Genomic DNA, 21,145 nt, shown 5'->3' on the forward strand with positions numbered 1-21,145 from the left:
AGCTAGCAGGCGCGCACCTCCTCAATATGGGCGCATGACGACGCCTATCTCCTATACCAGCATCACCGCAGCCCACTGGCAGCCAGCACTTGGCACTGCCGGTGCGGTCGTGGAAGGCCTGCGTGATATTGACCAGGCTATTCGCATCATCCTCACGACGCCCAAGGGCAGCGACCCACACCGCCCGACCTTTGGCAGTGACATCCACCTCTATATCGACTGGCCTGTTAATCGGGTTGTGCCGCACCTGGTGCGCGAAGCTGTGGACGCTATACGCCTTTGGGAAACTCGGGTGACAGTGGTGCGGGTCAATCCAGCCATTGAAGCCGCCCAGGTCACCCTGACGGTTGTATGGCGGGTCGCAGACGGTGTGCCTCAGTTGACGGAGGTGCCGTATGCGCGAGCTGCCTAAGCCAATATTCGTCACGATCGATCCTGCCGCCACCGAAGCGGATCTGATTGCGCGCTATGAAGAGAAGTCGGGCAAAACCCTGTATCCGGCGCAGATCGAACGTCTTTTCATCGACCAAATCGCGTACGCCACCACCGGCCTGCAGATGTCCATTCAGAATGCTGGTGAGCAGCTATTGGTGCGGCACAGCAACGGCCCGATTCTGGATTACCTGGGTGAGCTGGTCGCCACCCCTCGATTGTTGGCGATAGCGGCACGTTGCACGGTGCGCTTCACCATTGCGCTGCCTGCAACTCAGCCGATCCTGATCCCTGTCGGTACACGAGTGGCCACCCAGGACGCCAAGCTGGCATTCGCCACTGATGAAGACGTGCTGATCCCTGCTGGCCAGGCTCAAGTCACCGTCACTGCGACCTGCAGTACGGTCGGCGCAGCTGGTAATGGTTGGGCGATCGGGCAGATCAGCGTCATCGCCAATCCACCGTTCGCCGGTCTGCTGGCCACCAACATCACCGTGAGCTATGACGGCGCGGAGGATGAGGACGACGATCGCTACCGTGAACGCATCATTCTCGCCCCTGAGGCTTACTCCAATGCTGGCAGCCGTGGGGCGTATCGTTATCACGCCATGGCCGTGCATCAATCGATCAAAGATGTGGCGGTGCATGGTCCGGCTGAAGGCCAGCAACCCGGCCATGTCGCGCTGTTCCCGCTGACCACCAGCGGATTGCCGACCGCAGACCTGCTACAGCGCGTACTGACCTTGGTGAGTGGCGAGAAGGTGCGGCCCCTCTGTGACACCGTGCATGCGCTGCCCCCGGTGCAGGTCGATTACTCGATCAGCGCTCGCATCGTCTTCTTCAACAGCGCCGATCGCGTCACCACGATGGCCCGAGTACAAGCTGCTGCCGATGCGTACGCGCTTGAGTTGAGTGTCGGTTTAGGTGTCGATATCGTCCCTGAGCAGCTGATCGCACGGCTTCAAGTGGCCGGTGTGTATCGGGCCTTTGTCGAGCAGCCAGCGGTTCCGCGTGAATTGCTGGGCAACGAATGGGCGGTCTGCTCCTCGATCCAGCTGATCGATGCAGGTACGTCCAATGGCTGATCAACAGCTGCCTCCGGCGCTGGCCGGTGATGAGCGCTTCGTCTGGCTGAATGAGCTGCTCAACGAGAACATGCAGCGCCTCGATCTCGACCCGATGCTCGTCTACCTAGTCGACCTGGTGCCGTCTTCGCTGCTGCCGATCCTTGCCGAACAGTTTTCCATGTTGGAAGAGGCGACTTGGCCGGTGGCAAGATCCGATGATGACCGGCGAGCGCTGATCAAAACCGCGATCATGCTGCACCGCTACAAGGGCACGCCCTGGGCAGTCAAGCAGGCGCTGGCCACCATCGGTTATCCGGTCCTGGAGCTGATCGAGCAGAAGACTTACCAGGCCGAATGGATCGCTGCAGGAGGCAAGACCCTCGATGGCACCTGGCTGCTCGATGGCAGCGTCAGCCTCACGCCGCCCGCGACTGGCATCAACGGTCAAGTCATGAAGCGCATCGCCATGAGCCACTGGGCTCAGTATGCGATCCGCCTCAACGCCTCGGAAGGCGACTGGTCTCGCGACCAACAGAAACGCATTCGCCAAGTCGCAGAAGCCTATGCGCCCACTCGCGACGAGCTGGTCGGCATCATCATTGCGCTGCAGGCAAAGTTCGATTCACGAATCACCATCAAGTCGATGGCTGCGCGCCTGCGCTTGAAGTACTCCAGGTGCCAGCGTTTCCAGCCTGCAGCGCGCCGCACGCTGGATGGCTGCTGGAAACTCAGCGGCGGGTATGCCGACGTGTTGCTTGACGGTGGCTGGTCTCTTGACGGGCGGCCTCTCAATGGGCGCACACCGACCGGCGCGACCCTGGACAACAGCCACATCACCACTCATCAAAAGATCACCCTGCGTGCCGCCATGGCCATGGGTGGCCCGCGCGCTTCTGAACCGGTCCTCTTAGGCGATCGCTTTCTTGCGCTGGATGGCCGCTGGGCTCTGGACACCCAAACACTTCAGGGCTGGCCGATGGATGAAGGCCGAAGCCTTGCCGATGCCCAGCTCGACCGCGTTGGCCTGCATCGCCTCGACGGCACCTGGCTGCTGGGCGGCGAACTGGGCGGACCAAGCATCAGATTCCGCGCCACTTTGCGCGTTAAACACAACGGCATTACGACCCAGGAACCGCTATGAGCAATCCGACTGCCACACCCACCACGCTGGCCTATCGGCACCAGGTCGCGGTTAGCGCCGCAACTGGTGCAGCAATTTCCAAAGCCGCCTGGATGGCCTTCGGGTCGGGTAGCAAGGCGTATTCGCCGGACGAGGACGTGGCCCTCGTGGCTGAGTTCGCCCGCGTTCCAGTGACCAACATCGTGGTAGGCGCTGTGCTGACAGTCAGGGGCAACATGGGCGGAATCCTGGCTGCAGACAACGTCCTGCGCGAGTTCGGTGTGTTTACCGAGTCGGGCGTGCTGATGGGTCGCCGCGTCGTTAAGCCAAAAGAGTTCGAGTCCACCAGCGAGATCGAACTCGATCTTGATTTTGAATACTGAGGAACACCGTCATGCCGTTGACCCCAAGTCCAAATCCGATTTTCTCCGCCAGCATGCCGGCGCTGACAACCTCCAGTGTCGCCCACCCGGACACGTGGAATCCGATTCACCAGGCGCTGCTGGACAATGACGCAGCTATTAATAAGGCAGTTGGCGATAACAAGGCCGCAGCCGATCTGGCCATCGACTCGCTGGATGAGCGCCTTGGCGGCGTTGAGTCGTCGAGCGCTGTTTCAGTTCAAAAGGCCGTTGATCTTGACTGGCTGTACCGCAACAACGTCGTCCGCTTCGAAATGTTCGTTTCAGGCTACACGCTGATCGATCTGGAGCCGGTCACTGTTATCCAGGGCGTCAACGGCGATGACTCTATCGATCTGGCGTCCACGTCCCAGCTGCGCCCCGGCGAGTTTTACGTCCTCAGTGATCCGGCTGCGGTCGATGCCAATGGTGACCCGGCCCCGGCATCCGCGCTGGTGCAGGTGCAAACCGTACTGTCTGCGGCCCGCATTCGTCTCGCTGCCAACCTGTCACGCGATTGGGGCCCATCGGCAACCCTGCGCCGCTCCAGTATCAAGGTGCTGGGCGCTTCCCGCGCTGCTGCCATGCCGGGCGACATCTACCTGACGCGCTCGATCAACATCGGCACCGACACCGCTGGTGGCGCGGTCGTGATTCGCCGCTCGCTCAACTCGGGCATGGCCCGTCTGTATTACCGCGACGGCTACCAGCCTACGTGGAAAGAAACCGGCTGGTCGTTGCGCCGTACCGATGGCGATATCCCGACCGGCTATGCCGACTATGAATACATTCTGCCAATGCGCGGTGATGGCTGGCTGCGACTGGACATCTCGGGCGAGGCTATGAGCATTGCCCACCTGGTGGCCTTAGGCACGCCAACTGGCCTGGGCGGCTTTATCAACCCGGATCTGCGTCCGGCAACGCCGCTGATCAGCACGCCTGCCGCCGCTGCAACCGGGGTCATGGAGCGTCCAACGCTGGCCTTGTCGGGCTACAGCTCGCCATCGGGCAACACCCAGGCGGCGGTCCAATTCCAGCTGTCCACGACAGCCGCCTTCGTTTCGATCCTGCATGACTCTGGCGTCCTCGGCTCCGGGCTGTCGTATGCATTGCCCGCTGCGGTGCTGGTCGCTGGAGCGACTTACTACTGGCGTGCCCGCGTCCAGGACGTGGCGGGCTTATGGTCGGATTATTCGGCTGTTTCCAGCTTTGCTACGGCTGCCTCGTTTGTGTATGTAGCCGCGCCAGGCATCACCGGGCCTGCCGCAAACGCCACGGACGTGCCTGAGCAGCCGACGCTCACCAGTTCAGCCTTTGTCGTGTCGGGCGGCACGGATACGCATGCAGCTAGCCAATGGCGGATTCGCGCTGCAGCGGGAACCTACACAGCGCCGGTCTGGGACAGCGGCACCGATGCGGTGAACAAGCTCACGGCAGTAGTGCCTGCTGGCAAGTTGCTGCCGGGTCAGTTGAGCTATTACCTGCAGGTGCGCCATCAGGGTACCGCCAAGGGCTGGTCGGAGTGGTCGACCGAAAGCAAGATCACCACTAAGGCGCAGTTCGCCAACGTGATCGGCATTGCGATGCTCGCCACGGGCGGCGGCGGTGGCACTTGGGCTCGCGTTGATGAAAACGGCGCAACCAAGGTGACAGACGCTTCGTTTTTCAGCTCGCACGCCACGTACGGCGCAATCCAGGATCAGGTGGTCGACAGCCAGAACATGGTCAGAATCCCGGCCTTCTATGTGAAGCGCGGCACCATCGCCTCGGGCGCAAACGTCGGCAAGAAGGCGGTATGGATTTCCGACCAGCCAGCGACAGGCTTCACCTTGCACCCGGCATTCAAGAATGCAGGTGCGGATCTCGCGCAGTTCTGGATCGGCAAATACCAAGGCACGACTGACGGGGCGAAGCTGGGCTCCAAGCCGGGCCTGATGCCGCTGGCCAGTATCGATTTCCCGACCATGCAGGCCCGTGCAGCAGCACGCAACACGGCGGGCGTCAGTGGTTTCGCGCTGTGGTCGATCTACCAGCTGTCCGCCATTCAGACGCTGGCCATGATCGAAATGGGCGGGTCGGATTCACAAGCGCTGATCGGTCAGGGCAACGTCAGTACCAGCGCCGTGCAGGCGGTAGACAGTGCCATGGTTGCGCAAGCCACCTGGCGCGGCATCGTCGGGCTGTGGGGCAACGTCTACCAGATGGTTGACGGCCTGCAGACTGATGCGTCGAGCAGGTTCATGGTCTGGGATCGCAACGGCAACAAGTCGTATCTGACCACCACGCGCACCGCGCCCTCTGGCGGCAGTTACCCGGTGACCATGGCGGAGGACGCAGGGGCCAACTACGACCTGCGCGACATCTTTGCGCCCGCAACGGTGGATTCCACGGCCAGCAATGGAACATACGGCGACTACTTCTATGCCAACCCGAACTGCGTGGCGTTCCACGGTGGCTACTTCGGCAGCGGCTCGACCGCCGGGCTGTTCTATCTGGTCGTCAGCAACGCCTCGTCGAGCGCGAGCACGTACGTCGGCGGCCGCCTCGCAAAGGTGTAATGGGTCCTGTGACCTGAGTCATGTCTTTGGGCTAGCCCGCCGAGCGGGCGCCCTTTGCTCTTAGGAGAGCGCTTTGAAAATTGAAAATGGAACATTAAGCGTCAACGGCCAAACCATTGCTCTGGCCGATATCAGCGTTGACGGGCTGGTCCGCGTCTGGCTGGTACCGTCCGAGTACCGAGCGAACGGCCTGTTTGTCGCCGTGATCTTGCCGGGCCAGCCGGACGAAGTCCCGGCCTGCTCATTTGACGCCGCCGAGTATCTGGGCGAGATCACATACGAAGCTGCTGCCCCGCACAAGCTGGCCGCCGCCAAGACCGCCAAGCTGGAGCAGATCAACGCAGCGTGCGATCTGGCCTTAGCATCACTGACCAGCACCTATCCACCCGGTGAATTGCAGAGCTGGCCGCAGCAGGTGCAGGAAGCGGCGGCGTTTCTGCTCGATCCACCAGGCCCCACACTGCTGTTGTCGGCCATTGCCGAGGTGCGCGGCTTGACGGTCGCGGATCTGGCGGGGCGTGTACAGGCCAAGGCCGAGGGCTACGCCGCCTATTCGGGGGCAATCATCGGCAAGCGCCAGGCTGCCGAGGATCTCCTCGACAATGCTGAGTCGCTTGAAGAAGTGGCGGCCATTGTATGGTGAAGCGTATTGCGCTGGGCCTGGTCCTGCTGTTGCTCTGCGCGTTCGTCACCTTGGTCGCGCTTTGTTGGATGTTCTTTGCTGTGCTCGGTAACAGCACGCGGGCCTGGCGCTTGGCCGTTTCATTTGACCAGTTGGCCAATACCGCATTTGGCGGCAGCGAAGATGAGACGATCAGCTCTCGCGCAGGCAAGGCTGCTCGACAGGGAAAGCGATGGGGCTGCGTGCTGTGCGGGCTGCTCAATCGCTTCGAACCCGACCACTGCGAGAAGAATATCGAAGCAGATGAAGGGAAGATGTCAGCGTGAGTGATGCCCAATTGACCCTGCTGACCAAGCTTGAAGAGCTGGACGCATACACGCATACCGTATTGCACCAGTTCCCAAAGCTTGAGCGCCACCTGCTTTGCGCCGAGCTAAGGGCTGTAACCAATCATTTATTGCGTCTTACGGTGGTGGCTTGGAAGCGCCGCCAGAAGACGGCGGCACTGTTTGATCTAGATGTTGAGATTGAGATATTCCGCCACCTGGTGCGCAAAGCTCACCGGCTCACCTACATCAACACGCACCGACTGGACGTATGGATGCGTCACGTCAACGAGGTGGGCCGGATTGTTGGTGCGTGGATCAAGCACGAAGGATTAGCACCAGTTAAGAAGTAAAGAGCATTGGGGGGAGGCTTATTACGGTGGCAACTACGGCAACGGCTCGAACGCCGGGCTGTTCTATCTGAACGTCAACAACGCCTCGTCGAGCGCGAACACGAACGTCGGCGGCCGCCTCGCAAACGATTATCGCCAGAAGGCATCAGGCCCAAGGGCCTGTGTCCAGCGCGCTTCCTTTGGAGCCCCTCTCCAGACCATGTAGTCAAAGATTTACAGGGCATCGCGGCTACTAGCTTCGGCGAATGTGGCGATGCCCGCCCTCATTTTTCGCCCTCATATGGGCTAAGGCTTATGTTGTGCCGATCACCACTAATGGCCTCTGGGGCCAGATAATTGATTTTGATAACCTGTACCAAGCCTATCTAGAGGCGCGTCGTGGCAAGCGGGATCGATCCTCTGTCATGCGCTTTGCCGCCAATGTCGAAGAAAATCTCGTCAACCTGCAGAACCATCTGATCTGGAAAAGCTGGGCACCCGGCAAGCCTCGCGAATTCGTGGTTAAAGAGCCCAAGCTGCGCCTGATCCAGGCTCCACCGTTTGCCGACCGCGTCATCCATCACGCCCTGGTGCGAGTGGTCAACCCTCTCTTCGAGCGCAAGTTCATCAGTGACTCCTACGCCTGCCGCGTCGGCATGGGCACCCAGGCGGCTGTGGCACGAGTTCAGCACTTCATTAGGGTTGCGAAGCGCAACCACGGCGACAGCGCGTATGTACTCAAGGCCGACATCAGTAAATTCTTCGCGAGCATAAGGCATCACGCCTTGCTGCGGGAAATTGAGCGCACCATCTCCGATAAGAACGTGCTGTGGCTTTGGCGGCAGATCATCAGCGGCTACGGTAATGAGACCGGCATCGGCTTGCCGGTTGGCGCGCTCACCAGCCAATTAGGAGCCAACATCCTGCTCAGCCGACTGGATCATGCTGCCAAGGATCAGATGGGTATCAAGCACTACGTGCGGTACATGGATGACTTCATCGCAGTGCTGCCCAATAAGGAGTGCGCCGCAGCGGCTCTGAGCGAGCTGGCAACGGAAGTGGCGGCGCTCAGCTTGGAGTTGAACCCTAAGACGGCAATTCATCCTTGGCAGCGCGGCTTGGACTTCTGCGGTTATCGCATATGGCCAACCCACATCTTGCCCCGCAAGCGGAACATCAAGCGGGCGCGGTCATCGTTCCGGGCATTGATGGCGAGATATAAGGCAGGGCTGATCAGCCAGCAGCACGTCAGGCAGCGAGTCTGTAGCTTCCTGGCGTACACGAAGCACTGCAACGCTAGTCGCACCGTAGAAGGAGTACTTGGTGATTTGAGGTTGGTGAGAGGACGCGGATAACTCTATAGGCATTTGGTGAGTCGGGAGTCACACCTGGCCACCGTTTTCGTTATTCTGTTGCAGTGGATGCAACAAATCCAAAAACGATTTATCTCAGCAAAGCCTCTTCATTTTTCGCGCCGCGCATCACGATCAATCCTTCATCCGCGGCCTGCCTGACGACCCCCACGACGCCGCCATCGCCCGCGCCATCATCGCCTTGGGCCGCAGCATGCAACTGACCGTCATTGCCGAAGGCGTCGAGACAGTGGAACAACGGCAATTCCTCACCGACGAAGGCTGCGAACAGATCCAGGGCTACCTGATCAGCCCGCCGCTGCACCCTGACGAATTCAGCGCGCGGTTTCTTCTTATGAGTCTTTCAGACTATTCGGATAGCACAGCCGCGAAACCGCCGTTATAATCCGCGGCCTACTGAGGGCCTATAGCTCAGTTGGTTAGAGCAGGGGACTCATAATCCCTTGGTCCACGGTTCGAGTCCGTGTGGGCCCACCATCTTCGAAGCCGCGCATTGCGCGGCTTTTGTCGTTTTTGGTCTATGGGTTTTGTTTTCAAAACGGAAACCCCAAAAAGCGGCCACGCTGATTTGCGCTACCGCAGGCTTTCCTGACTGCCCACGACCACCATTCACACCAAATAAATGTCAGCTTTCCATGCTGGACTCCGTAGCGGCGTTTACAAATCAAACCGTCCTTCATCACTGAAAACACTCGGACGATCGCGCAACAAGTCCACATCAGCCTTAGGCAGTTCAGCCAGTGACAGCCAGCTCGGACGCACTGGCCGTAGGGTAATCGTGTCACCTATGCGGGTAATTTCGAGCTCATCAATACCTTCATAAGCCATATCGTCAGGCAAGCGAATCGATTGGTTTTTACCGTTTTTGAAAATTGAGACGGTCCGCATAACACCTCTCCTTTATATATGTCGGATACAGGCATCAGCCTTGCGCGTCGCGGCCGTACGCCCTATCGATCCATCACTAGTGGCGATCAATCCGACGGGCATAACAACACGCCCCCTTTGCGCGTGACCTTCATTAACTGAAACCTGCTCAATGCAAATCGCGGCGCTGTTTCCAGCATCTGGAGGCACGCCACTGAATCATCTAGCGGTAGCTTGTGCAGATCCTCAACAGCCATCTCCCACCATTTGCAGGCCAGCAATCGCTCGACGACCTCTGGCGGGTATCGATATTTGATAACCCTGGCCGGAACGCCGACAACTACCGCGTAAGGCGGCACGTCTTTCGTGACCATCGTTCCGGTTCCTATGACGGCCCCGGTACCGACCGTCACGCCTTCCATGATCGTCGCGCTGCGCCCGATCCACACGTCGTGCCCGATGACAGTCAGCTCGGTTGGAGCGTGAAAAGACAGTGGCGAGTTTGTGTACTGAAACGGATGGGTACTCAGCCAATTGATTGGATGAGTGTGCTTCTCCTGACCGATGAAAACATCGCCGCCGATGGAGCAAAAACGACCGATAGATGACACCAGGGATAGATGGCTACCGCTACGTATGTAGGTGTGAGCGCCAATCCTGACGCAGCGGGCTGTAATATCCACGTCACCGAGCCTGACGCCCACTTCGATCAACAGCTCGGTTTTGCCCTGCACCGACAGCAGCCCACGAGCCAGCTTGCAGCCGTGCCGCCTGATCCAGCGCTTCCAATAAAGATTCTTGAGGTAGAACACCTGACCGCTTCCTCGTCGGCTTGGACGTGGTTGAGATGTTCCGTTTTAACAAGGTTTGGAGGCGGGGTCTGTCAGAGGATTCTTAAATTTAAAGCATGAAAAGCGTCGAGGGACTGAGGCTTAGGTAAAGCGTATCTGCGCCGATTTGAATGTCGAGCTGAGGCCACTCAACCGTCCAACCGTCATCCCCCAGACTTGCACCGGCAAAAGCCTTGCGATCCTGCAAGGGTTTCAGGCCGGGGTAGTTGGCGACATCCTGACTCATGTCCAAGTGGAAACGCTGCCCATCAACAAATGTGAGAACCAGAACAAAGCCAGGACGTGCCTGCACGGCCTGCAGGCGGGGGCGTTTCGTGAGCACGATAAATTCCACTCAGTTCGTCACTTAGCAGCTGACTCCATTACAACCGCTTCAATCTAACCGAACTTGAACAACCCTACGCTAAGCAAATGCCGAGTCATGGCCTCAGGACAGCCCACCCTTTATCAGACGCAATACCGTGATCTTGCTTCGTGGCGGCATCTGCACAAGCAGATCCGGCGCGAATGTTTGCGCCGGGAAGTAGTCCGGGGCTTCGGCTCTGGACCTCGGCATGAGCTCTTCCCAGCCCGCGTCATCCAGTGCGAAAAGCTTTGCCTGGGTTTGGTCCGCCCGCAGTTCGAGCGCCATTAGGTTTGCTGCAATTTCTTCAAGGGTGCTCAAGGCTGTCTCCATGACATTGCTCTCGTGGAGCACGTCGGTGCGTAGATATGGAAAGTTGCAAAGCGTCAGGTTTCCGTTGTTCAAGACGCTTGAATGGGACTTTTGCAAAGTTCGCACCAATTGCCCGGACGCAGATTTCCATCCATCGGTTTGATTTGCTCCTCAAGCTGAAACGTTTCAGGTCGATAGTCTGTCATCGCTTTTTATACTCCGACGGGGCCAAGACATGAACCTGAGACACCTCAACATCGCACCCCGCTCGCTGCTCTGCTTCGGCTTTTTTGCCGTGCTGGTCACCGCGTTCGGCCTGTTTTCATTGGACCAGTCTTCGGACTTGAAAGAGTCCAGGGATGTCCTGCAAGACAATGTGCTGCCTACCGTCCAGGCGGTTGATCAGATCAAGGCCGATCTGCTGACTATCCGGTTATGGAACGGCAGCTTGCGTATGGCCAAGGACATCGACACTGCAGATTCGGCCCGTCAAAAAATCATGCAGGCGCGCAGCGGCCTTGAAACCGACGTTCGCAAACTGGAGCCCCTGATGACCAGCGATCAGGGCAAGCAGGCTTTCATTAGCATGACGCGCAACATAACCAGCTATCTGAGCGTGCATGCACGCTATATGGATGCGGTGACCCAGAAACGTGAGGACACGATTACGGCCCTGACCCAATCAACCGGTGAAATGACCCAGGCAGCCGAGCTGCTGGCCAAAGACATCAACGAGGTTTCCCGTCTGATCGATGTCAGCGTGGCGCAAACCGATGCTGCGGCCGATCAGACCTACGACCAGGCGCGCAACGTCACTATCGCGGCGATTCTCGTGGCGCTGGCTGCCACACTGGCGCTGGCTGCCCTTTTCACTCGCAGCCTGACGGCGCCGATTGCCAAGGCATTGGCGATTGCCGAGCAGATTGCCACCAACGACCTCAGCAAGCCAATTTATGTCGACGGCCGCGATGAGCCGGGCCGGCTGCTGGCTGCGCTGTCGATCATGCAGCAGAATCTGCGCCGCACGCTGGGCGAACTGGGGGATTCCTCGAACCAGCTGGCCGCCACCTCCGAAGAAATGACTGCGGTCACGGAAGATGCCTTGCGCGGCGTTCAGCGCCAGAACGATGAAATCAATCAAGCCGCCACCGCGATCAATCAGATGAGCGCTGCGGTTGAAGAAGTGGCGCGAAACGCGGTGCTGGCTTCCACGGCCGCGCAGGACTCAAGCCAGTCGGCGGCCCATGGTCGTCAGCGCGTGGACGAAACGGTCAGCGTGATTCATGAGTTGCATCAAGCCGTCGGTGTGACCGCCACAGAGATCGATGGGCTGGCGGTGCAGGTTCAAGGCATCAGCGGCGTGCTGGATGTAATTCGCGGTATCGCCGACCAGACCAATCTGCTGGCACTCAACGCCGCCATTGAAGCCGCGCGGGCCGGGGAAGCCGGACGTGGTTTTGCGGTGGTTGCCGATGAGGTTCGGGCGCTGGCGCATCGTACCCAGCAGTCGACTGCCGAGATCGAGAAAATGATCGCGTCAATTCAAGGCGGCGCGAGTAAGGCTGTGAGCGCGATGAGTCATAGCAGTGAGCGCGCCCGCGCCAGCCTGGACGTTGCCGAGGCGGCCGGTCACGCGCTGGCTGATATCACGGCGGCAATCGTGCAGATCAACGAGCGCAACATCAGCATTGCTTCAGCCACCGAAGAACAGGCGCAGGTTGCACGGGAAGTGGATCGCAACCTGACCAGCATTCGCGACTTGTCGGTTCAGACCGCCGCAGGTGCCAACCAGACTTCAGCCGCGAGCAACGAATTGTCGCAGTTGGCGGTTGGCCTCAATCAGTTGGTCATCCGCTTCAGGATGTAAACCCATCAGGCCTGTGGACACCCTGTCATCACAGGCCGATTCAGACGGCTGACCAGATACGGCGTCAGGCTCAGCAACCCAGCCAGCGCCAGCGCCGTGCCCACCCACAGCGGCGAACGCAACCCGTAACCGCCGTCGATCCCCGCTCCTCCCGCCCAAGTACCCAATGCCAAACCGGCGGTGATAATCGAAGTGTGCATGGTGTTGACCAATGGACCCGGCGACGCCGCACGCATGACGCGCGCCGCCATTGCCGGATTCAGCGACACGCCCGTCAAACCAATGACCAGGAAAGCGCCGACGCTGACCACAGTGTTTTCCGCGAACAGTGCAAACGCCGCGAGCCCGGCACAGAGCAGGGCCAAACCACCGGCGAGAACGGGCAAGGTATGCCGATCCGCCAGGCGTCCGACCACCATGTTGCCGACAATGTTGGCGACACCGTAAAGGGCCAGCATCCATGGAATCGAGGCCGCCGAGAAGCCGGTGACCTCGGTAAAGATCGGCGAGAAATAAGTGAATGCAGTGAACGTCGCCCCAATGATCAGGCCACTGGTGACGTAGGCCGCCCACAGCTTGCCGTTCAGGACAGACTTAAACTCCGCAGCAAGGCTGACCACCGCCCGGCTTTTCGAAGCGGGAACCAGCAGAGCCACCACAGCGGTGCAGATCATCGACAGAATGGCAATCGCCCAGAAACTGGCGCGCCAGCCGAAATGCTGCTCGATCAGCGCGGTTGCCGGAACGCCCAGCACCGGCGAAAACATCAGCCCACCGAGGACAAATGAAGCCGCTCGACCACGCGCGTGTGGCTCGACCAGATGTGCGGCGATAGTCAGCGACACGCCGATGCAGGCGGAACTGGCCACGCCCATCAACACCCGCGCCACGGCCAGCACCTCGTACGTCGGCGCCATCGCCGCCAGCACGCCACCCACAACGTTGAGCATCAGCAGCCAGAACAACGCCGGTTTGTTCTGCATACGCAGCGCCAGCACCAAAGCAGTCAACACCGGCCCGCCAATCGCCATGCCGACCGCGTAAAGCGAAATCAGGTACCCGACCTGCCCGACCGAGACATCCAGCGCCGCCGCCAGCGACGGCATCATGCCGGCAATCATGAACTCGGCGGTGGTCAGCGAAAAAATCGTAAGGCCCAGAAGGTAAACAACAAATGGCATGAAGGGTTCTTTCTTACAGGAATGGGCGCGTAATCATACGGAAAAGGTGAAGGGCGTGTCGGAGGGTTTCGACTGTAGCGCCCAGTTCCAGTCCAGAAACCGGGCCCCGTATCGGCATCAGTTGGGTTGACGAAAAATTGCTTTCAAGATTACAGTTCCCAAAAAGGGACTTATCGTTCCCTTTTAAGGACCCTTCAGTCGATGACGCAATCAATTCCGCTAAGCGACGCCCTGTTCACGGCCACTCAACAAAAAGTGTTGGGCCTGCTGTACGGGAAACCAGACCAGAGCTTTTACGCGAATGAGATTGCTCGCTGGGCACAGGTAGGCAAAGGCAGCCTGATGCGTGAGCTGGATCGCCTGTACAGGTCGGGCATTCTGAGCATGCGACGTCAAGGCAATCAGACTCATTATCAGGCCAACCCGGATTGTCCGATCTATAGCGAACTTCTGGGTATCGTGCGCAAATCTTTCGGAATCGCCGAGCAGGTCCGCTTGGCGCTGGAGCCCATCGCCGGGCAGATGGTTTGGGCGTTTATCTACGGCTCAATCGCAAAAGGCAGTGAACATTCGGGTAGCGACATTGACCTGATGCTGATCGGCGAGAATCTGGTCTACAGCGATGTGATGGAGCGCTTGCTGCCCTTGGAAGAACATCTTCAGCGAACGATCAATCCGACGCTGTACACGCCCGAGGACTGGAAAGCCAAGAAAACAGCAAGCAATAGTTTTGTTGTTCGGGTGGAGCAGCAAGACAAGATAGATTTGCTGGGTCGCAATCCAGACCTGACTGCCAATGACCAGTAACGAAAACCTCGAAAATTTAGTACGTAGCGGTGGCCTCAAAGCCGAGCCTGCAGACCGTAAAGAATGCGCTGGACTACTTGCGTCAGCAGAAGACCGCTTGAAGGATGCTCATAGCCCGACGCTCTCATTTGCCAGTCGTTTCGACCTGGCCTATAACGCAGCTCATGCGCTGGCGCTGACGGGCATGCGCCTGAAGGGATATCGGTCCGACCGTCGCTACCTGGTGTTTCAATGCCTCACACATACCCTGGGCCTGAGCAAAACTCAGGTACGCCTTTTCGCGTTATGCCACGAACGGCGCAACCTGGCTGAATATGAAGGCTATATGGATGTGGACGCTGCCTTGCTCGGTGAGCTATTGGCTGCTGCCGATGCGTTGCTGCCTCTCGTGCAAGACGCCATGACTTCCTGCAAATAACCCCAACCTCAATCAATGACCACATGCGGCAGGAACCGGCTGCTGTCCTTGGTGATCAGGCTGTCGTCTTCGCGGATGCCGATGCCGGATGCGGCGTCGCCCACCACCCATGAGCCGATCAGCGTGTAGCTGTCGCCGAACTTTGGCAGCGGGGCGAATTTCTGCAGGATGTAGGGCGCGTCGTTGTAGGGGCCGTCTTCGAAGATCACCTGATCGCCGGGCGTGCGGATTTCGATGTTGGCGCCTTCCCGGGAGAAGTATGGTTTGCGCACCCACCCCTTGGGCACCGGCGCGCGCGGATCTTTGTCGACAAAGGATGGCAGCAGGTTGGGATGCCCTTCGTTGAACTCCCAAAGCAGCGGCAGGATGCCTTTGTTGGAAATGATGGATTTCCACGCCGGCTCGATGAATTGCGTATCGCAGCCCGGAATGGCCTGGCCGTGGGGCTCATGGAATACGTGTTCCCACGCATGCAGCTTGAAAATGCGCTCGATCCAGCGGCCTTCAAGATCGACGAAGCGACCGTCCGGCGTGAGACCAATGTCTTCGATATCGATATGACGCGTCTCGATGCCGACATGTTCGGCCATCTTGCGCAGGAAATCCGTGGTGCCACGATCTTCAATGGAGCCGGACATGGCCGAGAAATAGAACGGCCCGCCGTCCTTGATCGCGGCGAAGGCGCGCACCAGATCTTCAGCCATTGAGTTGAACTGCGTGGCTCGCTCAGGTAACACGCCGCGTGCGATCTGCTCTTCCAGCCAGATCAGCTGAAACGCCCCGGCTTCATAAGCCGAGGTTGGTGTATCCATGTTGCCTTCCAGCAGTTTGGCCGGATTGACGCCGTCGTAGCTGAAGTCGAAACGGCCATACAAATGTGGATGGCCTTCCTTCCAGGAGGTACGAACCAGATCGAAGAACGCCGGAGGAATCGCGAGCCGGGTCAGCAGCTCCTCACTTTCCACTACCTTTTCGACCACATCCAGACACATCGCATGAAGCTCCTGGGTAGGCGCTTCGATGTCTCGGGTGATCTGTTCTTCCGTGAACTGGTAGTACGCGCGCTCATCCCAGTAACGCTCGCCGTCGATAGTGTGGAAATTGAATCCCTCACGCTCGGCGGTCGCACGCCAGTCCGGGCGCTCTTCGATGCTGATTTTTTTCATGGATAACGTTCCTGTCAGCCGCCGAAACTGGAGCCGCTGCTGCTCTTGCCGCCCCAACCGCTGCGCGCGCTCGCCTGACTGCCGAAACCGCCACGCGAAATGGACGACGATACCGACGAGCCTTTGCCCAGGTTGCGGCCCAGGGTGCTTTGCGAATAACTACCGGTCGAACTTGAGCGGGCCTGCGTCGACTGACCGAAGGTCTTGCCTTGTTCGATCTGCTTGGAAAGCGTGGAGCTTTGATAGGCGCCACGGGAGTCGCGGGTCTGGTAGATCGGCTGGGAGTAGTAGCGCCCGCCGCCCATATTACCGCTGAGCATGTTGCCGATCAGCAAACCGGTCAGCAGGCTGGTGCCACTGAAGCCACCTCCCCCGCCGCCACCTTCACCGCCGCCCTGAGCCTGAGCTGCCGCAACCTGAGACTTGGGAACCTCACCAGACAACGACAGTTCAAAACCGCCCAGCTTGGGCATGAATTTGCCGTCTGAAGTCTGCTGGCAGTAGTCCGGCACGAAGTCCGCGTCACAGGCAGCGGCGCTGTCGTACGTCGGGGTAATGCGCCGATGGTCCGCCAGGGCATTCATGTAGGCATCCGAGCAGATATCCACCGGGACTTTCTGCTCCACGCAGGCCTGGACGGTCGGGAACGTCTGCTGGGTGTTGACCTCCACCGTTTCCTCGGACTTGCTGCACGCAGCAAGCGCCAACGGCAAAGTACTGGCCAGGACCAGCTTTATAGAACTACGTCTCATCGAATACTCCTTTCGATAGCTGGCAATCAGGTCGACGGCGTCATGCAGGCCGAGTTGAGAAACCCGACGCTGATTGCAACGCTGGCGGCATAGATGGCAGCAGCCATTTCGCCTCTGGCGATTCGAACCGACAAGCCTTTCAAGACAAGACTGGTCATGGTGAAGGTGAGCAATTGCACGACGGCGGCAATCAGCGCCCAGACCACGGCGTCCAGCACGCTGACGCTGTAGGAAATGATATTGCTCGCCGGCAGGGCGAAGCCGATCAACGCACCGCCCAGGGCCACAGCCGCCGCGACGTTGCCTTCGCGGATCAGGGCAAATTCCTTATGCGGGGTCAGTCGGGTGTAGGCGAACTGGAACAACCCGAACAGGATCGCAGCGACGACGATATAGACGACGAAGCTGAGCACTGACTGTGCGTTGAGGGACATGCGAAGCGCTTCAAGCATGGTTTTTACTTCCTTTTAGATGACCGTGAAGTCGGTGGATTGCAAAGTGACACCAATCGACGTGGTGAGGGAAATGTTGCCCTCCTCATCCTCTTCGACCGACAGCAGCAGAAACTCGCGGCGATCAACCAGGCCCGTGTCCCGCGCATACAACATGCTCAGGTGTTGAATCCGGTAGGACTCTTCGGGGCTGGTCACCACTTCGCTCATCGGCGTAAATTCGGTCTGCCCTTCTTCCGTGCCCCACTGCCGCTCGTATTCGTAGCCTTCGTGGGCGTAGATCGGCAGGCCGATTTTCGAGTCCGGCCCGACCAGACGCTTGAGCTCTGCCTCGCTACTGATCGTCACCACGCTGTTATAACCGAACAGGATGACGTCGAGCACGTCCTCTGCTGTAGGACCGTTCATCACGACTTGTAGCCAGTAATCTTCATCTTCAAAATAGAAGCGAACCATGCGCATGGATTGCCCAAGGTCCACCTGGCCCACCGACCACACCACTTCCTCGTTGGGCACGACCAGCTCGGAATGGCCGTCGAGCATGAGTTTGAGAGAGTCATCCAGATCGAGCATGCGGCCCGAGGCCAGCCCGAACGGGTTTGCCGCAAGCGCAGCCCCATCAGGGGACACGCCAAGCGATGAACCCGGGGCCGGCTTCGGCGCTTCCATACCCAGAACTCGTTTGATCCAGCTCATAGTGCTTTTCCTTCAAGTCGCGTCGATGCGATGTAAAAAATCTCGCCACCCAGCACCGCAATATCGTTGCCAGGATTGATGTCAAACTCAGTCGATCCGGGGGCGCGATAGCCGATCAAGGTCGCGCTGAACTCTTTGCGCAAACGTATATAAAGCTCGCCGCAGGTCGTGGTCAGATCGTTCCGCAAGGCATGTCGATACTGGGTAGCGCCTCTGCCCACGCACAGCAGCTCGTTGATAACAATGCTAGAGCCTGGATCCTGCGAAGAGCGCACCAGCATTTCGATGGCCATGTTTGAGGTGCATTCAAGTTCCGGCGCGTAGCTCTTGGCTAATGAAGCACGCTCCGAATTATTGAAGTGCGCCACGACGTGACCGCGTGGCCCCAGTTGTTTCAGTGTCAGGACGATTGCCAGGGTCAAGCTGTCGGATTGAGTGTGGACCAGCACCCGTTGCGCGCCGACGACGCCTGCCCGTGTCAGCAGGACTGGCGAATCCAGCGAGTCGCCTTTGACGAACGAAGCTTTTCCCGGCAATGGGTTTTCGCTGATCAGGGTGTCGCAGATGACCAACCCGTCGCCGCTTGAGGCCACGTCCTGATACAGCAAATCCACGATTCGCTCGCTGGACTCCCCGTCCCAGCCGATCAGTACCGTATGCCCGGCAAGGCGTGAATAGTCGCCTAATCCTTTCATTTTTCTTCTCCATAATTCGCCTACCGAAGTCGACGCCTTACCGATAACCGTGGTCAGCAAGGCAATGCCGCCGAGCATGATCCATAACGTTGTGACTACTTTGCCGACGTCGGTCTTCGGCGAAAGATCGCCATAGCCCACAGTAGTTGCCGTGGTGAGGTAGAAATAGACGAACTCCAACGGCCTGAGCAGATGCTCCTCGCCTGCGAAAGCCAGCAGTATGTAGGACATTGCGAAATGAACCGCTAGCAATATCCCGATTCCGGCCCAGCCGAACCGCTCGAAAAAAGCGGTGGTTTGCAGCCTCAATATCAACAGCAACGACATTCATGTCATCCCTAGGTGAAGGCATCTTCATGCGGGGCATTCAAGGACTATCGCAAACTGCGTGAAATGTCACGAGCGAAGGCAAAATGAGACAAGAAAAGACAAATAACAGGCGAAAAAATGCAATCTAGGTACCCTAAAGAGCTTTTTTCTCCTGTTTTTATCGCAATATTGTCGAACGCAGTTGTTTTCATACGATCTGATTGGCAACCAAGCGTTTGGAGTGCATCAGCCAAGCCACGAAGATACCGGCTAACGCCCCGCAAAAGTGTGATTCAACTGAAATGCCGGGCACCGGTATGAAACCAAAAATCAACCCGCTGTAGCCCAGCAGCGCAATGATTGCGATGCCAAAACTGATCAGGCTGCGCTGATACCAGGCGCGGGCGAGTACATACGTCCACAGACCGAAAATCAGACCGCTGGCGCCGACGTGCAATACCGGCCGCCCCATCACCCAGACCATCAGACCGCCCAGCAGTGAAATCAGCAGCACCACGCGGATATAGCGTTGCAGCCCTTCAGTTGCCACCAGCCAGCTCAGCACCACGAACGGCAGCAAATTGCTGAGCAGATGCCGCACCGAACCGTGCAGGAACGGCGAGAACACGATGCCTTGCAGACCCGAGAACGTCCGTGGAAACAGGCCGTGGTAAACAAGGCTGTTGGCGGTGAAGGTGTTGATCACCTGAACCACCACCATCACCGCCGCCAACCCGAGGATTACCCGCAGGCCTTGTCCAATCGCCATGTGTACTCCACTGAAATGCAGGTAAAAACTGCAGGCCAAAAAAAGGGAGCAGACGGAAACTCCGCATGCCCCCTGATCACAGCTTACTGAGCAGGCTTGTCAGCCTGACTTTGGGCTTTCAGACGGGCCAGTACGTCGGCGGCACCGCCAGTTTTGGCGCCGATGCCGGCTTCCTGCAGACGACGCTCCAGATCACCGCCATTCGCAGCAGCGTCCAGTTCTTCTGCGGCTTCGAGCTTGGCGTCCTGTTCGTCCTGACGCTGCTTGATGCGCGCCAGGGAACCGACTGCAGTTTCCAGACGACCGTTGGCACCGCCAGTGGCGGCAGCGGCGTTGATCTGCGCTTTCTGCACGCTGTCGCGAGCTTTGGCCATGTCCGCCTGCTGACGCAGACCCTTGATCTGGCTTTCAGCCTTGGTGACTTGAACGGTCAGCTTGGTGACCTGCGCACCAAACTGATCAGCAGCGGCCTTTTCCTGATCGCGCAGGGCGGTCAGTTCGGAAACCTTTTCCGCGCACTCCAGAGCCAGTCCGTCCTGACCCTGATTCATCGCTGCGACTGCCTTCTGTTCCCAGTTGGCGATGTTCTTGTTGTGCTCTTCAACACGTTGCACGGACAGCTTGTGCTTGGCTTTGATCTGAATCAGCTGGTTGCGCGCGGCAAGCATGGAAGCGTCCGCGTCGCGGATTTCCTGATCAAGAATGCGCAAGGCCTGAGCGTCGACGATTGCTTCGCCAACTTCGGAAGCTCCACCACGCAGAGCCGTAACCATTTTTTTCCAAAGACTCATTCGATTTGACTCCCGATTACTGTGGATCAACTGTTAAAAAATCTTCGTAGGCATCAGCGGCGCGAATCACGTTATCCGCCAGCGTCAGCACTTCGTGGACGATCACGGTCAGCGAGGATGCAGCGCTGAGTGCGCCGAACATGCTGTAGACCGTTTCGCCATTGGGCATGGTTTCGATGCCGATGGAGGACAACGGAAAGATGTCGCGACTGCGCAGCACGGTGTCGTTGAACGTAGCGACATCCCTGACTTGCGAGGCGTACACCAGTACCGAATCCACCAGTACCTGATCACCGGAAATGGCGATGGCGATGGGCAGCCCACCGAAGTTGTGCATCGTCAGCCCAAGGCTTGGTTCGGTGCCTTGAATCAGGTTCAGCTCGATTTCGTTACTCTTCACGGCATCCAGCTCGACAAGCGCCGCGTGAAGCGTATCGATCGTCCAGTTCGTATTTTCAGTCATGAATTCCTCCAGTTTGATCCGGTTGCCCAAATAGGGCTGGCGTAACACTTTTTCTATGGTTCTGAGGACATCCGCGTTTTCCGGGAGAACGTACAGCTCTCGTTTCACATAGCCGGCCCCCGTCAGCCGGGCACGCATTTCACGCATGTAATCGGTTGAAGTTTTCCGAGCCATT

The 21,145-nt window shown here is 58.6% G+C and carries 25 protein-coding genes, 1 tRNA gene and 1 pseudogene; 14 read left to right on the plus strand and 13 right to left on the minus strand.

Annotation, left to right across the window (positions count from 1 at the left end; genetic code table 11):
• The first annotated feature begins 34 nt into the window (after nucleotides 1–34).
• The 11 genes from AABC73_RS26440 (at nucleotide 35) to AABC73_RS26490 (ending at nucleotide 8,708) form a co-directional block, all read left to right on the plus strand.
• Nucleotides 35–412: a GPW/gp25 family protein gene (locus AABC73_RS26440; protein WP_083359100.1), complete on the plus strand. Its 378-nt coding sequence runs from the start codon at nucleotides 35–37 to the stop codon at nucleotides 410–412.
• On the plus strand, nucleotides 396–1,517 hold the full coding sequence (locus AABC73_RS26445) for a baseplate J/gp47 family protein (RefSeq protein ID WP_341521552.1): 1,122 nt from the start codon (nucleotides 396–398) through the stop codon (nucleotides 1,515–1,517). The genes AABC73_RS26440 and AABC73_RS26445 overlap by 17 nt, the downstream gene beginning before the upstream one ends.
• Entirely contained in the window at nucleotides 1,510–2,640 is a 1,131-nt protein-coding gene (locus AABC73_RS26450) for a phage tail protein (protein ID WP_341521553.1), read from the plus strand. The genes AABC73_RS26445 and AABC73_RS26450 overlap by 8 nt, the downstream gene beginning before the upstream one ends.
• On the plus strand, nucleotides 2,637–3,002 hold the full coding sequence (locus tag AABC73_RS26455) for a hypothetical protein (RefSeq protein WP_341521554.1): 366 nt from the start codon (nucleotides 2,637–2,639) through the stop codon (nucleotides 3,000–3,002). Before AABC73_RS26450 ends, AABC73_RS26455 begins: the two co-directional genes overlap by 4 nt.
• 11 nt (nucleotides 3,003–3,013) lie before the next feature.
• Nucleotides 3,014–5,578, plus strand: a complete 2,565-nt coding sequence (locus tag AABC73_RS26460) for a hypothetical protein (protein ID WP_341521555.1) — start codon at nucleotides 3,014–3,016, stop codon at nucleotides 5,576–5,578.
• Nucleotides 5,579–5,651: 73 nt separating this feature from the next.
• Complete coding sequence (locus AABC73_RS26465) at nucleotides 5,652–6,221, plus strand: hypothetical protein (RefSeq protein ID WP_341521556.1); 570 nt, start codon at nucleotides 5,652–5,654, stop codon at nucleotides 6,219–6,221.
• Nucleotides 6,215–6,526 (plus strand): hypothetical protein, encoded by a 312-nt coding sequence (locus AABC73_RS26470; protein WP_341521557.1) that lies wholly within the window; start codon nucleotides 6,215–6,217, stop codon nucleotides 6,524–6,526. The genes AABC73_RS26465 and AABC73_RS26470 overlap by 7 nt, the downstream gene beginning before the upstream one ends.
• Nucleotides 6,523–6,879 carry a diversity-generating retroelement protein Avd gene (gene avd / locus AABC73_RS26475; protein ID WP_341521558.1) on the plus strand — a complete coding sequence of 119 codons (357 nt, stop codon included), beginning with the start codon at nucleotides 6,523–6,525 and terminating at the stop codon, nucleotides 6,877–6,879. The genes AABC73_RS26470 and avd overlap by 4 nt, the downstream gene beginning before the upstream one ends.
• A 299-nt stretch (nucleotides 6,880–7,178) precedes the next feature.
• Nucleotides 7,179–8,213: a reverse transcriptase/maturase family protein gene (locus tag AABC73_RS26480; RefSeq protein WP_341521559.1), complete on the plus strand. Its 1,035-nt coding sequence runs from the start codon at nucleotides 7,179–7,181 to the stop codon at nucleotides 8,211–8,213.
• Nucleotides 8,214–8,322: 109 nt separating this feature from the next.
• The gene (locus tag AABC73_RS26485; RefSeq protein ID WP_341524340.1) at nucleotides 8,323–8,616 is read left to right on the plus strand and encodes an EAL domain-containing protein; all 294 of its coding nucleotides are present in this window, start codon (nucleotides 8,323–8,325) and stop codon (nucleotides 8,614–8,616) included.
• Nucleotides 8,617–8,631: 15 nt separating this feature from the next.
• Nucleotides 8,632–8,708 (plus strand) — tRNA-Ile (locus AABC73_RS26490).
• A 180-nt stretch (nucleotides 8,709–8,888) separates the two neighbouring features.
• On the opposite strand, the gene vapB is transcribed toward AABC73_RS26490, so the two are convergent.
• The 4 genes and pseudogenes from vapB to AABC73_RS26510 form a co-directional block, all read right to left on the minus strand.
• Nucleotides 8,889–9,119: a type II toxin-antitoxin system VapB family antitoxin gene (vapB, locus tag AABC73_RS26495; protein WP_341521560.1), complete on the minus strand. Its 231-nt coding sequence runs from the start codon at nucleotides 9,117–9,119 to the stop codon at nucleotides 8,889–8,891.
• Nucleotides 9,120–9,205: 86 nt separating this feature from the next.
• Entirely contained in the window at nucleotides 9,206–9,910 is a 705-nt protein-coding gene (locus AABC73_RS26500) for a CatB-related O-acetyltransferase (RefSeq protein WP_341521561.1), read from the minus strand.
• Nucleotides 9,911–10,031: 121 nt separating this feature from the next.
• Nucleotides 10,032–10,274, minus strand: a pseudogene (locus tag AABC73_RS26505) (DUF2442 domain-containing protein); the annotation flags it as partial.
• 102 nt (nucleotides 10,275–10,376) lie between these two features.
• Nucleotides 10,377–10,613, minus strand: a complete 237-nt coding sequence (locus AABC73_RS26510) for a hypothetical protein (RefSeq protein ID WP_341521562.1) — start codon at nucleotides 10,611–10,613, stop codon at nucleotides 10,377–10,379.
• Between the two features lie 226 nt (nucleotides 10,614–10,839).
• On the opposite strand from AABC73_RS26510, the gene AABC73_RS26515 reads away from it, so the two are divergent.
• Nucleotides 10,840–12,471, plus strand: a complete 1,632-nt coding sequence (locus AABC73_RS26515; protein ID WP_341521563.1) for a methyl-accepting chemotaxis protein — start codon at nucleotides 10,840–10,842, stop codon at nucleotides 12,469–12,471.
• Nucleotides 12,472–12,476: 5 nt separating this feature from the next.
• Here the strand turns inward: AABC73_RS26515 and AABC73_RS26520 are convergent, their stop codons facing one another.
• Nucleotides 12,477–13,652, minus strand: coding sequence for an MFS transporter (locus AABC73_RS26520; protein WP_341521564.1), 1,176 nt, complete (start codon nucleotides 13,650–13,652; stop codon nucleotides 12,477–12,479).
• A 201-nt stretch (nucleotides 13,653–13,853) separates the two neighbouring features.
• On the opposite strand from AABC73_RS26520, the gene AABC73_RS26525 reads away from it, so the two are divergent.
• A complete protein-coding gene (locus AABC73_RS26525; RefSeq protein ID WP_341521565.1) occupies nucleotides 13,854–14,459 on the plus strand; it encodes a nucleotidyltransferase domain-containing protein in 606 nt (201 codons plus the stop codon).
• Nucleotides 14,449–14,877 carry a hypothetical protein gene (locus AABC73_RS26530; RefSeq protein ID WP_341521566.1) on the plus strand — a complete coding sequence of 143 codons (429 nt, stop codon included), beginning with the start codon at nucleotides 14,449–14,451 and terminating at the stop codon, nucleotides 14,875–14,877. The genes AABC73_RS26525 and AABC73_RS26530 overlap by 11 nt, the downstream gene beginning before the upstream one ends.
• Before the next feature lie 8 nt (nucleotides 14,878–14,885).
• Here AABC73_RS26530 and AABC73_RS26535 read toward each other — a convergent pair whose 3' ends face one another.
• The 8 genes from AABC73_RS26535 to AABC73_RS26570 form a co-directional block, all read right to left on the minus strand.
• Nucleotides 14,886–16,043, minus strand: a complete 1,158-nt coding sequence (locus tag AABC73_RS26535; protein WP_341521567.1) for a glutathionylspermidine synthase family protein — start codon at nucleotides 16,041–16,043, stop codon at nucleotides 14,886–14,888.
• Nucleotides 16,044–16,057: 14 nt separating this feature from the next.
• Nucleotides 16,058–16,795, minus strand: a complete 738-nt coding sequence (locus tag AABC73_RS26540) for a DUF1190 domain-containing protein (protein WP_341521568.1) — start codon at nucleotides 16,793–16,795, stop codon at nucleotides 16,058–16,060.
• 26 nt (nucleotides 16,796–16,821) lie between these two features.
• Nucleotides 16,822–17,247 carry a DUF350 domain-containing protein gene (locus AABC73_RS26545; RefSeq protein ID WP_065831489.1) on the minus strand — a complete coding sequence of 142 codons (426 nt, stop codon included), beginning with the start codon at nucleotides 17,245–17,247 and terminating at the stop codon, nucleotides 16,822–16,824.
• A gap of 15 nt (nucleotides 17,248–17,262) precedes the next feature.
• Nucleotides 17,263–17,943 carry a DUF2491 family protein gene (locus AABC73_RS26550; RefSeq protein ID WP_341521569.1) on the minus strand — a complete coding sequence of 227 codons (681 nt, stop codon included), beginning with the start codon at nucleotides 17,941–17,943 and terminating at the stop codon, nucleotides 17,263–17,265.
• A complete protein-coding gene (locus tag AABC73_RS26555) occupies nucleotides 17,940–18,965 on the minus strand; it encodes an ion channel (protein ID WP_341521570.1) in 1,026 nt (341 codons plus the stop codon). The genes AABC73_RS26550 and AABC73_RS26555 overlap by 4 nt, the downstream gene beginning before the upstream one ends.
• 190 nt (nucleotides 18,966–19,155) lie before the next feature.
• Complete coding sequence (locus AABC73_RS26560) at nucleotides 19,156–19,716, minus strand: rhomboid family intramembrane serine protease (RefSeq protein ID WP_341521571.1); 561 nt, start codon at nucleotides 19,714–19,716, stop codon at nucleotides 19,156–19,158.
• A gap of 83 nt (nucleotides 19,717–19,799) precedes the next feature.
• Nucleotides 19,800–20,507, minus strand: a complete 708-nt coding sequence (locus AABC73_RS26565; RefSeq protein WP_341521572.1) for a PspA/IM30 family protein — start codon at nucleotides 20,505–20,507, stop codon at nucleotides 19,800–19,802.
• 16 nt (nucleotides 20,508–20,523) lie between these two features.
• Complete coding sequence (locus AABC73_RS26570) at nucleotides 20,524–21,144, minus strand: YjfI family protein (protein WP_341521573.1); 621 nt, start codon at nucleotides 21,142–21,144, stop codon at nucleotides 20,524–20,526.
• Nucleotide 21,145: the final 1 nt, after the last annotated feature.

Source organism: Pseudomonas sp. G.S.17, assembly GCF_038096165.1.
GTDB lineage: Bacteria > Pseudomonadota > Gammaproteobacteria > Pseudomonadales > Pseudomonadaceae > Aquipseudomonas.